Source organism: Paenibacillus sp. S25, assembly GCF_019454085.1.
Lineage (GTDB): Bacteria > Bacillota > Bacilli > Paenibacillales > Paenibacillaceae > Paenibacillus > Paenibacillus polymyxa_B.
In genome coordinates, this window is sequence record NZ_CP073683.1 from 4,752,325 (window position 1) to 4,767,259 (window position 14,935).

The following is a 14,935-nucleotide window of genomic DNA, read 5'->3' on the forward strand; positions in this document are numbered from 1 at the left end:
GATTAGGCGGCGCTCCACCGCTATGCGAATAATTTGATCTTATGATCAACGGATTGCATGCTTGTTCAAAAATGAAAGAATAGAATCATTGATTAAGATCGGCTTCTCTCTAAGCATGTGCGGTCGATGACTACAACCCGGGGCAATTAGATAACGTGAGTCTTGTACCCATGAGCATAATTCCAGAAGCTGCTCTTCGGTGGCGAAATCATCATGTTCACCCGCGATAAATAATGCAGGGCACGTAATGCTGCTTAGCTCGTTACGTGTCAATTGCGGATATTGGCGCCAATCCTGTGCGCTCTGTCGCATAAATTCTTGCCAATTCCCCTGATGTGCCTCCTCATGCCGTTCCACCATTTGATGAATCATTTCATAACGTTCGTTTTTGATGAGCCACTCCGGTTCAAATTCATCTGCCCCCTCAGGACATGCGACTCCACTACAGCCTATAGTCGTAACGGTTGCGAACATTTGAGGGTGCTTCACCGCGCAGTATAAAGCCACATTGCCTCCACAGCTGTACCCATTTTTTCGTAATACATTTCTAAATCCTGAATCTCTACGTATGGCATATGATCCTCCTTTTTTTTACTTAACTGTTAGATGAACTATGTAAATAAACTAAGTATATGATAGATTGCAAAATGGCTCCGCACTAAGAACACTTCATCAAAGTATGTTAAGCTCTTTTCATTCGCTCTGTACCCTTTTCAGTCATTATTTCGTCTACCTTAATATTTGAGGATTTTGCAAAATCCTGATCTATGAAAACAAGTTTATAAGGAGTGATTAAAGTATGAAAAAGGTACTTGTATTGGGTGGAACGCGCTTTTTTGGCAAGAGACTAGTGGAACGTCTGCTGGAGAGTTCCGAGAACTCCGTTACCATCCTCACACGAGGCCAAACAAGCGATTCGTTTGGTGACCGCGTTCAGCGGATCTGTGCAGACCGTACCGACCCGCAAGCGCTCGCAGAGGCGGTAGGTGAGCAAGTGTGGGACATTGTTTATGATAATATTTGCTTTTCTCCAGATGAAGCCAGCGAAGCCTGCCGGATTTTTGATGCTAAAGCCAGGAGGTATATTGTGACCTCCAGCCTATCCGTCTATGATTCGAGCCCGGAAGTGCTGACAGAGAGCATCTTCGACCCTCAAGCTTACCCGGTTCGCAAGGGCGGGAAAGACGATTTTACATATCAGGAGGCTAAACGGCAGGCGGAAGCAGTTTTTATGCAACAAGCTACATTCCCTGTAGTCGCTGTTCGTTTTCCGATTGTATTGGGAACAGATGATTATACGAAAAGGCTTCATTTTCATATCGAACATGTTCGTGAAGGAACAGAAATCGGAGTACCTAATTCCACAGCACAAATCTCATTTATTCGTTCCGATGAAGCCGCAGATTTTCTGCTTTGGCTCGGTCACACTCCTTTAATAGGCCCTGTAAATGCTTGTTCCGACGGTACAGTGAGAATTGGAGAGATCATTTCGATCATTGAGCAGGCAACGGGAAAACGAGCTGTGGTGAAAGAAAAAACAGCAGACGAGCACATGTCTCCATTTGGTATTACACAATCGTGGTACATGGATACGTCCAAAGCCCAGTCAGAGGGGTACTCATTTCTCTCCCTAAATGAATGGCTTCCAGAGCTGATAACCAGCCTGAACCGTTCCTAAAATCATAAAAAAGAGGACCCGAAGCTTCGGGTCCCAGCAATATATATAATTCAAAGGGGGTCATATCTATGTTGTACCCACTCTATGTTAAAGTAACTTTGCAGTTATGTTTCATCTTTGTAACAAAATGAAATGCAAATGAGTCCAGCCAAGGCAAGAACTCCACTCACTGCCACAGAAATAGAGAATGCTCTGATATAATCTGACAGATTAGCTTCTGAAAGCGTGTGATTGAGCAAGGAAGAGAACAAGAACCCGATCAAAGCGACTCCCAACGAATTAGCCAAGTACATAAAGGTCGTAAACAAGCCTGAACCCGTTCCTGCCTCTTCAGCCGATATAGCACCAAGGACGACATGGGCCAGTGGCGTTGTGGCCATCCCGAGACCCAGACCATATACACCTAGTATCATGATATTTTGAATATGACATAAATGGATTGCATCTAGATGTAACGATCCAATGAGCAGAAAGCTACAAATCCCCATGATTAGCATACCTGATTTCAACACCTTATTCCCCCACTTCTTTACTAGCCTGGACGACCATAATGAGGTGAGAAAAAAGCCAACACCAAGCGGCAAAAAGACCATGCTTGTGGATCGAACATTGTATTTCAAACCGGATTGTACATAATAATTTAAAATAAAGAAGAACGAAAACATACTAAGATAGATGACAATTACCGTCAATATCCCTGCGCCGAATGAACTCTTTCTAAATATAGATAGACGAATAAAAGGCGAGCCTTCCCTCTTTTCTTTTCCCATCTGCGTAACTATAAAAGCAACCAAAACCAGAATGGACAACAGCAGACACCCCCATGTCCATAAAGCCCAGCCCTGCTTTTGCCCGGTTGTCAACGGATAGACAAACAGCAATAAACCAAGAAGCAATAGAAAAGCCCCACTCCAATCCATATTCGGCACGGATCTGCCATAGGATTCCGTAATAATAGGACAAAAGAGTAACACTAACAGCCCAAAGGGGACATTAAAAAAGAAAATGATGCGCCAGCCCAGGCCGAAAAGGTTCCAGTCTACCAAAAATCCACCCAGTATTAAACCAAGTGTAAACCCAACCCCAATGATAGCTCCGTAAATTGCAAATACCAGTCCCTTCTCTTTGGGAAGAAAGCTGCTTTGCATGATAGATAGAACCTGGGGTTGAATCATGGCAGCTGATATCCCTTGAAGCACACGAATCATAATGATTAACGTAGGCTTCGATACGATCCCCCCTAACAGAGCCATCAATGTAAATCCCAACACCCCGATACATAACATGCGTCTTCTACCATACATATCTCCAAGTTTGCCGCCCAATATCAAGGCCACAGCCAATCCCAGAGAATATCCCGTAAATATGAGCTGTGCCTCTGAAAAACTGGCATGCAGGTCCGCCTGCATCATCGGAAGGGCAACCTGCATCATATAGTTGTTCAGTGAAATTAATAAAGTAGGAAGTAAAATAAGAGCTAATGCGTACCAGCGACGCGAATCTACCTGCTGTACTGCTTGAGGATTAGTCATGGCTATGGCAAAACGATCTTTCATTGTAGTTCCTCCAACCTATAATGGGCATCTTTAATCTTTTCATTTCTCATCTAAACTGATAACCATTATCATCTATAAAGCAAGGGGGTCTCTACCTGCAAAGGTATTTTCTATCCCTATAGAAGGAGCACCAATAAAAAATCCTCCAAACATGATGGACATGCTTGAAGGATTGTTTCATTAAAATTTATTCGTAAATGTATCTGGATTACGTATTTTTTTGATATATTCGCTAGGATTACAACCATAATACTTTCGAAAGGTTGTCGTAAAATTACTGGCGTTGCTGTACCCGATTGAAAATGCCGTCTCTCCAATGTTTAATTGTTCAACTTCCAAGTACCAGAGAGCTTTTTCCATTCTTTGCTTACGCACCATTTCAAAAATAGTCATTCCGAATAAATGGGGGAATCCTTTCTTTAGCTTGAATTCATTAAGCCCAACCTTTCGGGCCAACGCTTGAATCGACAAGGGGTGCTCAAAATGAAGTATGACGAATTCTCGAGCCTTATGGAGCTTTGAAATATCTTCACGACTTATAAAATGGCTTGTCCCCCTTGTTACATGTCCATCCATCTCCCCAAACAATGCAATAAACTCCATTGCCTTACTTTCCATGTATAACCGTTTCATCGTCCCATTGTAGTTACAATGTATCATGTCATAAACACACTTGTGCATGGCGGGCGTATCCGCGTAGGCGTCAATATTCCCTTTGTAACGCTGTAACCATGTTTCTATACTATGCTTTTCTGCAATATCTCCGGCGTAAGAAATTAGCTCTTGGGGAGAACACCTTATTTCCACCATTTGGTGGTGAACGCCTGCCTTCTTTTCCTCATAAACCAGTTCATCCTCTAAATATAAAACATTCCCGGTCAAGCGATTGGTATGACTTTCTTTGCCGTTCCATTCACAGTATATTTCACCGTTTAAGCAATAGCTGAGTTCAAAGAGCGGACAAGCCTCCTGAATATGAAGCTTCATATTCTGTTCAAAGGTGAGATCCGTGACCACGATTTCCATACCTGGACGAATCCGTGTGCGAGTCATACTTCCCTTACCCATATGCGGGGGAATCGTGAGTTGTTGCTCCGATTTTTTATGATGAATATGACCATCCACAAGCTCAGTGAATTGGTCAAATAAATGATGAATGTCTGCACTCCATATATTTAAAGCCAATGCCAGCCCTTCTTTCCTGTTCGGTTCTAACTATAGGATAACAAAAAAAGAGGACCCGAATCATCGGGTCCCAGCAACATATATTATTCAAAAGGGGGTCATGTCTGTATTGTACCCGTCCTGTGTTAGAGTTGTTTTGCAGTTATATTTCATCTTTGTAACAAAATATTCCACTGCCATTTCTACGCATAATCCCCTTGGGTCATCGAAAATACCAATACACTCGGTACCTCGCCTGAGGGATCATAAGCACCAATTGTACGCAGCAGGCGCATCTTATTTTTAATAAGCACGCGCATGGAAGCCTGATTATCCTCTTGGCAACGACTTTCGATCCGCTTGAGCTTCAAAGATCCGAAACCAAAATTCAGCATTTCTCCTACTATTTCTGTAGCCAGCCCCTGTCCCCAAAAAGGACGATCCAGAATATAGCCCAATTGCGCCTCACCCATTCTTTCATTCCATTGCTGAAAAGAGACGATACCGAGCAACGGTGAGGAGGTAGGCTCATTGGACTCACCAAGTAAATTGCTTTCTCCTGTATTTCTCTGATGCCATTCCACCGCAAAATGCAGGGAATCTAGTGAATCAGCAGATACTTTAATTTGCGCAACCAGACGCCGCATTCGTGTATAGACTGGCTTGCGAATTCGATTCACATATTGGATCACCAATGGATCGGATAGGATCCGCTCCAGCGCGGGATAATCCTCTGCTCTTAGCTGGCGCAATCGGACTCGACGGGCGTAAAGCTCCGGTAGCCCAAGACGAAGCATTTCTCTGGTCAGCACAATGTCCCCTCCTGCGGATGGATTGGCTTTTAGAAATGAATGTTTCCATACTTAATCCAGTTCCTGAATCCCCCGGTAAATTCCTGTGCGCAGCTCTCGAATATAATACGGCAAAGAAGGTACAGCAGCTTCCTCCGCTTGTTTTACCGCCAGTTCTATATCATAAGGTACACGTACAAAATGAATGGAGAAGGACGTAGGCTGCTCCTCTCCCATCTCCCCCTCTAAAATGCAGTAGGAAGCCTGCGTAACATCCAACGGATTCCCGACACTACCGACGTTAAAAAGTGTTTTTCCCTGAAAATGCTGGATAAAAGCATTGTGCACATCACCATATCCCACGACATCCGGAGCAAAAGCAACTTTTCCATTTTCTTCTGCTAACGGATCGAACATGGCAAGCCGTTTTTCCGGCTCATCCCATGGCTGCACACGGTGATATACACTTTGCGGCGAGGCATGCACCAGACGGATACGGCGTCCGCTCATTCTGAAATCATAATGAAACGGTAACTGTGCCAAATACTGCACTCGTTCTGCCCCCAAACGTTCAGCTTGCCAGCTAAAATTGAGATCATCCGTAATACTAACCAGCTCATCCCAATTCCCCCGCACGACCACTTCACAACGTTGACGGACAGCATCCAGAACCTCGCACGGGCTAGGCCCTTTGCCGATCAGATCCCCCAAACAAAACACACGGCTAATGCCTCGGGAAGCAATATCCTCCAGCACCGCCTCACAGGCAGGCCAATTGCCATGAATATCTGAAATGACAGCAATACGATCCATCTGAACCTCACTCCTTTGTCCGAAACGACTACATCTCTACACTACATTCAAGCCATCTTTATGTAGTTCCAACATATATGATAAAGATGAAAAAAAGATCATGGCCTATTGGCCGGATTTTAACGTAATAACACTAAGCTCCGGTCTGCACAGCACGCGAATCGGCAGATGTGTCATGCCAATGCCTCGGCTGACATACAGCGGCATTCTCTCCGTTCCCACATGAAATAATCCCTGGATGTACTTGCGTCCACCCGGAGGCGGCATCGGCGCTCCAATGACCGGCAAGCGTACCTGTCCTCCATGCGTATGCCCTGACAGTTGAAGATCAAAGGACATTTGCGCCGCCACATCTGCATAGTCCGGCTCATGCATCAGCAGGAGCTTGCACATCTCATCAGGTAGTCCGTGGATGGCACGCTGCGGATTGGGCTTGCCCATGATGTTATCCTCTAAACCGACCATGGCTACACGCTGTCCCGCAAGCTCTACAATCGCATGCTCGTTTCTCAGCAACGTAAACCCGGTTTTCGGATACAATTCCTGTACTCCGGCTGGTAAACCTCTATAATCATGATTGCCCAGAATAGCAAATTTGCCAAGTGTGGCGTGCATAGAAGCCATAACTGGAACAGCAGCCTTCATGGATACTGCATAGTCATCCACAATATCGCCTGTAAAACAGAGCAAATCTGGCTTCAGACCTGCTATACGGTCCGCAAGCTCGCGTAGATCCTGCTCATCCATGTGAAAACCCAAGTGCACATCACTAAAATGTACGACCCTGATTCCGTCAAAAGCAGACGGAAGACGAGGGAGAGACAAGTTGAAGCGTGTAATTTCCAAATGATTAGGCTCCCATAAGGAAGCATATCCTCCAGCCAGAAGCGCGGTTCCGGCTGTGGCTAAAGCCGCTTTTTTCAAAAAATGGCGGCGCGAAGGATTGGCTGGTTCATTTGAAATGGAACGCCGCGAAGAACCGGGAGGGATAGCGGCCCCCTGATGCGGGCCATCCTGACTCTCGCGGCGGGTGTGCGGCGTCTTCTCCATATGCATTCCCCCTGCAATCTATTCCTTGATCTCACTTTTTAGAAATTCTTGCTGTCCAGAAGCTGCTTTAGCGGTAGTTGGACAACCACTGCTCCGCATAGTCTACCAAATCACATTGCCTCGCGAAAAAACATGAAGCCTCTCCGATGTTCACCCGCATAAAGGCTGAGGGACAGTCCCGTTCAAAATCAAGTCCCAGCTTCTCAAAGTCATCTGAGGTAATATTAAAATCCTGAAAAGATACCCACGCTTTTGCTCCATCCACCATCATAGGAGCTTGATGCGTGATCACTTCTCGTCCATTATAGGCTGTTCGATATTCCGCCAAATGCAAGGACGTATTGCTGTCATGTCCGCAGCCCAACAGCAGTACATAGGCATCTGCCTCATACAGCTTTGCCAAGGGCGAATGCTCACCCAGCCCAAAATCAAGCTCATGCGCTTCCAGCAAGTCTGAAGCAGCAGGTCCACGTGCCGCCAGAGAAACATGCGGATGTCCGCTACGCTTGGTTCCCGGCAGACCGCGGAACGTTTCTACAATGACGCCCATCCCTCCGGTCAGCGTCCAAGCCGGATCATAAGCGGGTATTTCCTCGCGTACCAGTTCCCACCATGACTCATCCAGAGGCGGGTTCATCCAAGTCGAGGGATCAGTCAAGTCATGAGACTGTGTCGGCATTACCAGCGTCCCTTCCGGGCCAACCACTTCGGTTAGAGCGGCAAGAATGGCCGAGGCCCCGCCTGGAACAAAGCGTCCAAAGCTGCGCATCGACGAGTGAACAAGCAATGTCATGCCGCTCCGAACTCCCAGATCCTTTAATCCCTTCATTACATCCGACCTAGTGACAGGTCGATTCGTTATCGGTTGTACAGTCACCTGTCCAGCCTCCTTTTCACCAAAAACGATACACAATACCATAATTATACCATAACTGCTATCCCGTGCTCCTTCCTCCATGTTACCCTCCATCATTCCTGAGCGCAAAAAAACAGGCTTTCTCCAGTTTGAGAAAAAGCCTGTTTGGGCATAACCTATACGCTGTCCAGTGCTATACAGTCAGCCAGCGCTTGAACATATGCTTGGTCGTTTCCTTGTTCATTTCGGCAATAGAAGTTGTCAACGGAATGCCTTTCGGGCAAGAACGTACGCAGTTTTGCGAGTTCCCGCACCCTTCCAGCCCGTCGTCCGTCATCAACGCCTCCAGCCGCTCTTCCTGATTCATTTCCCCTGTCGGATGGCTGTTGAACAGGCGAACCTGAGATATCGCCGCAGGTCCGATGAACGTCGTCTTCTCGTTGACGTTCGGGCAAGCTTCCAGACAGACACCGCAGGTCATGCACTTGGACAGCTCATACGCCCACTGACGCTTTTTCTCTGCCATTCTAGGACCAGGGCCTAGATCGTAGGTACCGTCGATCGGAATCCACGCTTTGACCTTCTTGAGCGCATTAAACATCCGGCTGCGGTCGATGACCAAATCCCGAACTACCGGGAACGTGCTCATCGGCGCAATCGTAATCGGTTGCTCCAGCTTATCGACGAGCGCCGCACAGGCCTGACGCGGCTTGCCGTTAATCACCATGGAGCATGCTCCGCATACTTCCTCTAGGCAATTCGACTCCCAGCACACCGGAGCCGTCTCTTTACCATGACTGTCCACCGGGTTACGCTGAATTTCCATCAGCGCGCTAATCACATTCATCCCCGGACGATAAGCCAATTCAAATTCTTCCGTATAGGAACTGGCTTTAGGATCAGCTTGACGGGTCACAACGAACTTCACTGTTTTATTCGACTTCACTGCTTGCTCCGACATCTAAATACACTCCCTTCCGTTATTTGTTCTTGGAATAATCCCGAATACGCGGCTTGATCAGCGAAACATCCACCGCTTCATACGAGATTTGTGGCCCTTCCGGTGTCCAGTCCGCAATCGTCGTTTTCAGGAAATCCTCATCGTTGCGATCCGGGAAGTCTGGTTTGTAATGGGCCCCGCGGCTTTCGTTGCGCAGTAGCGCACCTTTGGTCATCGCTTCGGCCAGCTCCATCATATTCCACAGTTGCCGTGTAAACGCCGCACCCGCATTGTTCCAGCGCGAAGCGTCATTGATGTTAATGTTAGAGTAACGCTCCTTCAGCTCCTTGATCTTGTGGATCGTAGCTTCCAGCTTGTCATTATAACGAACCACAGTCATGTTGTTCGTCATCCACTCGCCCAGCTCTTTATGAAGAACATAAGCATTTTCTTTTCCGTCCATATGCAAAATACGCTCATACTTCTCCGTCTGCTGATTAACTGCCGCATCAAATACGGAAGTAGCTATATCCTGTGCAGATTTTTTCAAGCCTTTGATATATTCCACAGCCTTAGGTCCAGCTACCATCCCGCCGTAAATGGCTGACAGCAACGAGTTCGCACCCAGACGGTTCGCTCCGTGATATTGGAATTCACACTCACCAGCCGCGAACAAGCCCGGTATATTCGTCATCTGATTGTAGTCGACCCACATGCCGCCCATTGAATAATGAACAGCCGGGAATATTTTCATCGGGATTTTGCGCGGATCGTCACCGACGAATTTTTCATAGATTTCAATAATGCCGCCTAGCTTTACATCCAGCTCTTTCGGGTCCTTGTGGGACAGATCAAGGTAGACCATGTTCTCGCCATTAATACCCAGTCCATCATCAACGCATACACTGAATATTTCACGTGTCGCAATATCGCGAGGAACCAAATTTCCATAAGCTGGATACTTTTCTTCGAGGAAATACCATGGCTTACCGTCCTTATACGTCCAAATACGACCGCCCTCTCCCCGTGCCGACTCGGACATGAGACGCAGCTTGTCATCCCCTGGTATAGCCGTCGGATGAATCTGGATAAACTCACCGTTCGCATAGCGTACGCCTTGCTGATACACCGCACCAGCAGCTGTGCCCGTATTAATGACGGAATTCGTGGTTTTACCGAAAATAATCCCGGGGCCACCAGACGCCAAAATAACTGCATCCGCCGCAAAAGTCTTCACTTCCATCGTACGCAAATCCTGCCCGCAAATCCCTCGACAGATGCCTTCATCATCCAGTACAGCCTGTAAAAACTCCCAGTTTTCATACTTGGTCACCAAACCAGCAGATTCCCAGCGCCGTACCTGCTCATCGAGAGCGTACAGAAGCTGCTGTCCTGTCGTCGCACCAGCAAAGGCGGTCCGATGATGCTGGGTACCACCGAAGCGGCGGAAGTCCAGCAGTCCTTCCGGTGTCCGGTTAAACATGACGCCCATGCGGTCCATGAGATGAATGATCCCCGGAGCCGCTTCGCACATCGCTTTTACCGGAGGCTGGTTGGCCAGAAAGTCCCCGCCATAGACCGAATCATCAAAGTGAATCCAGGGTGAGTCTCCCTCACCCTTGGTATTTACCGCACCATTGATGCCGCCTTGAGCACAAACGGAGTGGGACCTTTTGACCGGAACCAAAGAAAATAAATGAACGTGAACTCCCGCCTCTGCCGCCTTGATCGTAGCCATTAGACCTGCCAGACCGCCGCCCACGACAATAATGTTGGATGCTGCCATTTCTGCTCACTCCTTTTTTTCAGGATTTTAACAAAATCCCCTTTTACGTTTAAAAATAGAATCTCAACACGATGTATAATGGATATGACTCATTTACAGTAGCTGTTTAAAAGCGCTGCATTGCACCAAGGCAGTTGCCGTTTCCTGAAATTCCGCGCTGCGGAATGCAAGCAGGGAAGCGATGAAGCCGATAGACACCACCACGAACAGGGTCATACAGATATAAGAAGATACTTTTTGCGCACGTGGTCCCACAGTAATCCCCCAACTGACCATAAATGCCCACAGTCCGTTAGCAAAGTGAAAGGATGCCGAAACGACACTGATTAAATACAAAATGAAATAAACCGGGTTCGTCACGATGCCATGCATAACGCCGCCTAGCTCCTCATGAGTTACTTTACCCAGAGCCACCTGAAAGCGTGTGTCGTATACGTGCCAGATAATAAATACAAATGTAATGACGCCAGAAATACGCTGGAACAGAAAGCGCCAGTTACGTGAATAGCCGAACCTTTTGACATTCGGGTCAGCCTGATAAGCGATATACAAGCCATAGATTCCGTGGAACAGTAATGGCAAGTAGATGAATAACGTTTCTAGCACAATAACCAGCGGCAAACCATTCAGGAAAGCCACGCTGCGATTAAATCCTTCCTTGCCGCCCTCCACCGCTGTGAAGTTCGTCACCAAATGCTCAACAAAAAATAGAGCCAACGGAATGACGCCAAGAAGCGAATGCAGCTTTCTGGAATAAAATCCTCTCATCTAGGTCATGCTCCCTTCTCCCAATAATAGCGTTTTCAATAGTAATATAACATATAAAATGACAGTTCCCGACAGGAAATGTCCAACAAGGTGTCCCTTATTAGGAAAAACAAAAGTGTGAACATCTTGTGTCGCTTTCATGTTACTCCTTTTCGGCTTATAATGGAATTGCAATATACGTATTAATTATTATGTCTTTTTTGCATATAGAGAGGAAGTGGATGATTTGTTTGAGGATTTGAACGCTTTTGCCGTCATTGTCGAGCAGTCCAGCCTGAATAAAGCCTCTAAACTGCTGAATCTGTCCCAACCTGCCCTGTCTCGCAAAATCTCCAAGCTGGAGGAAGAGCTGGGTGTGAATCTCTTTGATCGTCGGGGCAAACGGCTCGAAATTACGTCCACTGGCCGATTTGTTTATACATTCGCGCTAGAGCAACGGCAACGACAGCTTCGCTTTTTACAAAAGCTGTCCCAGCACAAAAATGAAGCCCAGAGTATGCTTACACTCGGCGCAAGCCTCACGACACTCCAAACGACGCTGCCTACCCTCGTCGAAGCTTTCATGAGCAAGCATCCTCAAACTGAGCTGAAGCTGCTCACCGGTAAAACTCATGAAATCGTCGCCTTTGTACGTGATAAAAAAGCAGACGCCGGTATTGTCGGGTCTGCCATTCATGAAGCCGGGCTGCGTTGCATTCCGCTATTTGATGATCATTTGGAGCTCGTTGTTCCCATTGGACATGAATTAACCGTCAAGACAGAAACGGCCTCGATGAAAGATCTGCAAGGATTGCCGATGATTATATTCTCCAAAGGAACCTGGTACCGCAGTCTGACGGATGACTTGTTCCAGCGCAGCGGCATCATGCCGGATATCCGAATGGAAATCGACTCCTTTGAGGCGATTGTACGCCTGCTTCCAACCTGTAAGGCTTCTGCCTTGCTACCCAAATCCTATTTGCGCAGCGAACTGCTGCGGGATAATGGACTCACTGCATTGTACTTGCCCGATTTGAAGGAGACACGCCGAACGACCTCCCTCATTTACTCGGAGACGACCGATCTCGGTCCGACAGCACGACGCTGGATTAGCGAGACACGTGCGTCGTTTGCAGGCTACCGTATGGTGTAGAGGGTTAACCCTCTTCATTAACATTAACAACCTCATCCTCAAAGCGACCGATATTGTCATTCGAGCCGATGATAACCATAATATCGTCTGCTTTTAGCCGATCCATAGCCGTCGGTGCGATCAGGATACCGTTCGCCGTATGAAGCGCCACGACACTACAGCCAAAGCGAGTACGGGCATTTAGCTCTGCTAGCGTTTTGCCATTCAGACATGCAGGTACATTGAGTTCCACAATACTGTATTCTTTGGACAACTCCAAATAATCGAGCAAATTAGGCGTGACTAGCTGATGAGCTACCCGGATACCCATATCCCGTTCTGGATAAATGATCCGGTCCACACCGAGCTTCTCTAACGCACGCCCGTGCAGCACAGATATGGCTTTGGCTACGACTTTTTTCACACCCAGCTCCTTCAGCAAAATGGCGGTCAGGATGCTTACTTGAATGTCATCACCAATAGCAACAATGCCGCAATCGAAATTACGGATGCCCAGTGATCGCAATGAGTCTTCATCAGTAGCGTCGGCCACGACAGTATGTGTCAACATCTCACTCATACTGTCCACCACATCCTCATTCCGGTCGATGCCTAGCACCTCGCACCCCATATCCACCAATTGCAAAGCCAGGCTTGAGCCAAACCGCCCCAAGCCAATAACTACAAACTGCTGCGTTTTCATATCTATTCGAAAACTCCCTTATCTGAATCAATTTCATAAATGAGGATTTTGCAAAATCCTGAAATGATTAAACCAACGAATTATTTAGTGCATATAGACAAAATCAAACCATTTTGATCTATATGTACTCCTTATCAAAGCTACTGAGGGTATTATGAAATGGATTCATCCTATAATCATTTTGCCTTCCGGATGACGATATAATTCTTTACCCTTTTTCGGCCCTAGTGCATAAGCTAGCGTGAGTGGCCCCAGTCTACCTGCAAACATCGTCAGGGTAATTACCAGTTTGCCTATGACTGTCAAATCAGGTGTAAGCCCTATCGACAGCCCCACCGTACCAAACGCAGACACCGTCTCGAACAAGATCATCAAAAAATGATGATCTTCGGTTGCCGACAAAATCATGGTCACCCCGATCACGAACAGCAGCCCCAGCAGGGTAATGGTCAAAGCCTTATAAATTCGTCCCTGCGCAAGTCGGTACCTGAACAGCACAATATCTTCACGTCCCCGTAGCATCGAAATCACGGCTCCAATGAGCAGCGCGAATGTTGTGGTCTTAATCCCGCCTCCAGTAGAGCCAGGAGAAGCTCCGATAAACATGAGTATGATGATAAAAAACTGCGTAGCCTGCCGCAAGCCTGCAATGTCCAGTGTATTGGCACCTGCGGTACGAGGGGTAACGGACTGGAATAAAGATCCCAGCAGTTTGCCACCCCAATCAAGCGAGCCAAGAGTCTTTGGATTCGTAAATTCAAATACAAAAATTACGAGCGTGCCGACTACAATCAGAGCGCCCGTCATGCTGAGTACCACCTTAGTATGCAAGGACAGTCTCTTGCGCTTGCGATATTCTGCCAGGTCCGACATCACTACAAAACCAATGCCGCCTGAAATAATCAGGAACATAGCTGTAAAATTAACAATCGGATCATATACATAACCTGTCAGGCTGCGAAAGTGCCCGAATAAGTCAAAACCAGCATTGTTAAACATGGAGATGGCATGCCAAATCCCAAAATAAATCGCCCTGCCTACAGGCATATCAAACGACCAGCGAATCGCAAATATTGCAGCACATACGCCCTCAATGACCAGCGAGTACAGCAGCACCTTACGAATCAATCCGACAATTCCTTCGACAGAGGTCTGATTCATCGCTTCCTGTAAAATGAGGCGTTCCCGTAAGGAAATCCGACGTTTGAACACCAGCGCGATCAAGGTAGCCATAGTCATAAAGCCCAGGCCGCCGATCTGAATGAGCGCAGCGATAACAACTTGACCAAAGGTTGTAAAAAAGGTCCCCGTATCCTTTACGACAAGCCCTGTAACACAGGTCGCGGAAGCGGCAGTAAACAAAGCGTCTATAAACGCAAGTGGCTTTCCTGTTGTATTGGAGATCGGCAGCATTAACAATAAACTACCTATTAGAATGATAATGGCAAAGCCCGCAACGAATATCTGCGGTGGAGAAAGACGGAGCCAGCTTGCATTGGGATTCATCTATTCATCACTTCTCCTACTCCTTAAAACTATAAAAACAGTGATTTAATACGGTGTAAGCCCGCTACGCGTTCCATTTGATCTTCCGATCGCTGTTGCCCATGAATTTTTTTGATTTTCTTTACCTTGACAAGGTTAAAATTCAGAGGCAAAGGCGAACGCTACCGCTTCTACAGATTCAAATGGACCGCTTCGCTACCCACCGCCTTAAAA

Annotated in this window: 14 protein-coding genes; 2 read left to right on the forward strand and 12 right to left on the reverse strand. The window is 47.0% G+C overall.

The genetic code is table 11. The features are described 5' to 3' along the window. Window positions 1-45: 45 nt before the first annotated feature. Window positions 46-570, reverse strand: coding sequence for an alpha/beta fold hydrolase (locus KAI37_RS20800; RefSeq protein ID WP_289779918.1), 525 nt, complete (start codon window positions 568-570; stop codon window positions 46-48). Window positions 571-799: 229 nt separating this feature from the next. Here KAI37_RS20800 and KAI37_RS20805 point away from each other — a divergent pair, with 229 nt between their 5' ends. After that, the gene (locus KAI37_RS20805) at window positions 800-1,678 is read left to right on the forward strand and encodes an NAD-dependent epimerase/dehydratase family protein (protein ID WP_220030144.1); all 879 of its coding nucleotides are present in this window, start codon (window positions 800-802) and stop codon (window positions 1,676-1,678) included. A 104-nt stretch (window positions 1,679-1,782) separates the two neighbouring features. Here KAI37_RS20805 and KAI37_RS20810 read toward each other — a convergent pair whose 3' ends face one another. The 9 genes from KAI37_RS20810 to KAI37_RS20850 form a co-directional block, all read right to left on the reverse strand. Beyond that, on the reverse strand, window positions 1,783-3,234 hold the full coding sequence (locus KAI37_RS20810; RefSeq protein ID WP_220030145.1) for an MFS transporter: 1,452 nt from the start codon (window positions 3,232-3,234) through the stop codon (window positions 1,783-1,785). A 180-nt stretch (window positions 3,235-3,414) separates the two neighbouring features. Further along, window positions 3,415-4,419 carry an AraC family transcriptional regulator gene (locus KAI37_RS20815; protein WP_220030146.1) on the reverse strand — a complete coding sequence of 335 codons (1,005 nt, stop codon included), beginning with the start codon at window positions 4,417-4,419 and terminating at the stop codon, window positions 3,415-3,417. A gap of 182 nt (window positions 4,420-4,601) precedes the next feature. Beyond that, a complete protein-coding gene (locus KAI37_RS20820) occupies window positions 4,602-5,210 on the reverse strand; it encodes a GNAT family N-acetyltransferase (protein ID WP_220030147.1) in 609 nt (202 codons plus the stop codon). 51 nt (window positions 5,211-5,261) lie between these two features. Then, window positions 5,262-6,002, reverse strand: coding sequence for a metallophosphoesterase family protein (locus KAI37_RS20825; RefSeq protein ID WP_220030148.1), 741 nt, complete (start codon window positions 6,000-6,002; stop codon window positions 5,262-5,264). A gap of 105 nt (window positions 6,003-6,107) precedes the next feature. Next, complete coding sequence (locus KAI37_RS20830; RefSeq protein WP_220030149.1) at window positions 6,108-7,052, reverse strand: metallophosphoesterase; 945 nt, start codon at window positions 7,050-7,052, stop codon at window positions 6,108-6,110. Window positions 7,053-7,119: 67 nt separating this feature from the next. After that, the gene (locus KAI37_RS20835) at window positions 7,120-7,929 is read right to left on the reverse strand and encodes an AAC(3) family N-acetyltransferase (RefSeq protein WP_076294262.1); all 810 of its coding nucleotides are present in this window, start codon (window positions 7,927-7,929) and stop codon (window positions 7,120-7,122) included. 172 nt (window positions 7,930-8,101) lie between these two features. Beyond that, window positions 8,102-8,869 (reverse strand): succinate dehydrogenase iron-sulfur subunit, encoded by a 768-nt coding sequence (gene sdhB / locus KAI37_RS20840; protein WP_023990143.1) that lies wholly within the window; start codon window positions 8,867-8,869, stop codon window positions 8,102-8,104. A gap of 19 nt (window positions 8,870-8,888) precedes the next feature. Continuing rightward, window positions 8,889-10,634: a succinate dehydrogenase flavoprotein subunit gene (gene sdhA, locus KAI37_RS20845; RefSeq protein ID WP_013311796.1), complete on the reverse strand. Its 1,746-nt coding sequence runs from the start codon at window positions 10,632-10,634 to the stop codon at window positions 8,889-8,891. A gap of 93 nt (window positions 10,635-10,727) precedes the next feature. Further along, the gene (locus KAI37_RS20850) at window positions 10,728-11,402 is read right to left on the reverse strand and encodes a succinate dehydrogenase cytochrome b558 subunit (protein WP_023990144.1); all 675 of its coding nucleotides are present in this window, start codon (window positions 11,400-11,402) and stop codon (window positions 10,728-10,730) included. Window positions 11,403-11,628: 226 nt separating this feature from the next. On the opposite strand from KAI37_RS20850, the gene KAI37_RS20855 reads away from it, so the two are divergent. Beyond that, entirely contained in the window at window positions 11,629-12,534 is a 906-nt protein-coding gene (locus KAI37_RS20855; protein WP_220030150.1) for a LysR family transcriptional regulator, read from the forward strand. A gap of 4 nt (window positions 12,535-12,538) precedes the next feature. Here KAI37_RS20855 and KAI37_RS20860 read toward each other — a convergent pair whose 3' ends face one another. After that, on the reverse strand, window positions 12,539-13,216 hold the full coding sequence (locus KAI37_RS20860) for a potassium channel family protein (protein WP_023990146.1): 678 nt from the start codon (window positions 13,214-13,216) through the stop codon (window positions 12,539-12,541). A 165-nt stretch (window positions 13,217-13,381) separates the two neighbouring features. Beyond that, window positions 13,382-14,722: a TrkH family potassium uptake protein gene (locus KAI37_RS20865; protein WP_025724032.1), complete on the reverse strand. Its 1,341-nt coding sequence runs from the start codon at window positions 14,720-14,722 to the stop codon at window positions 13,382-13,384. Window positions 14,723-14,935: the final 213 nt, after the last annotated feature.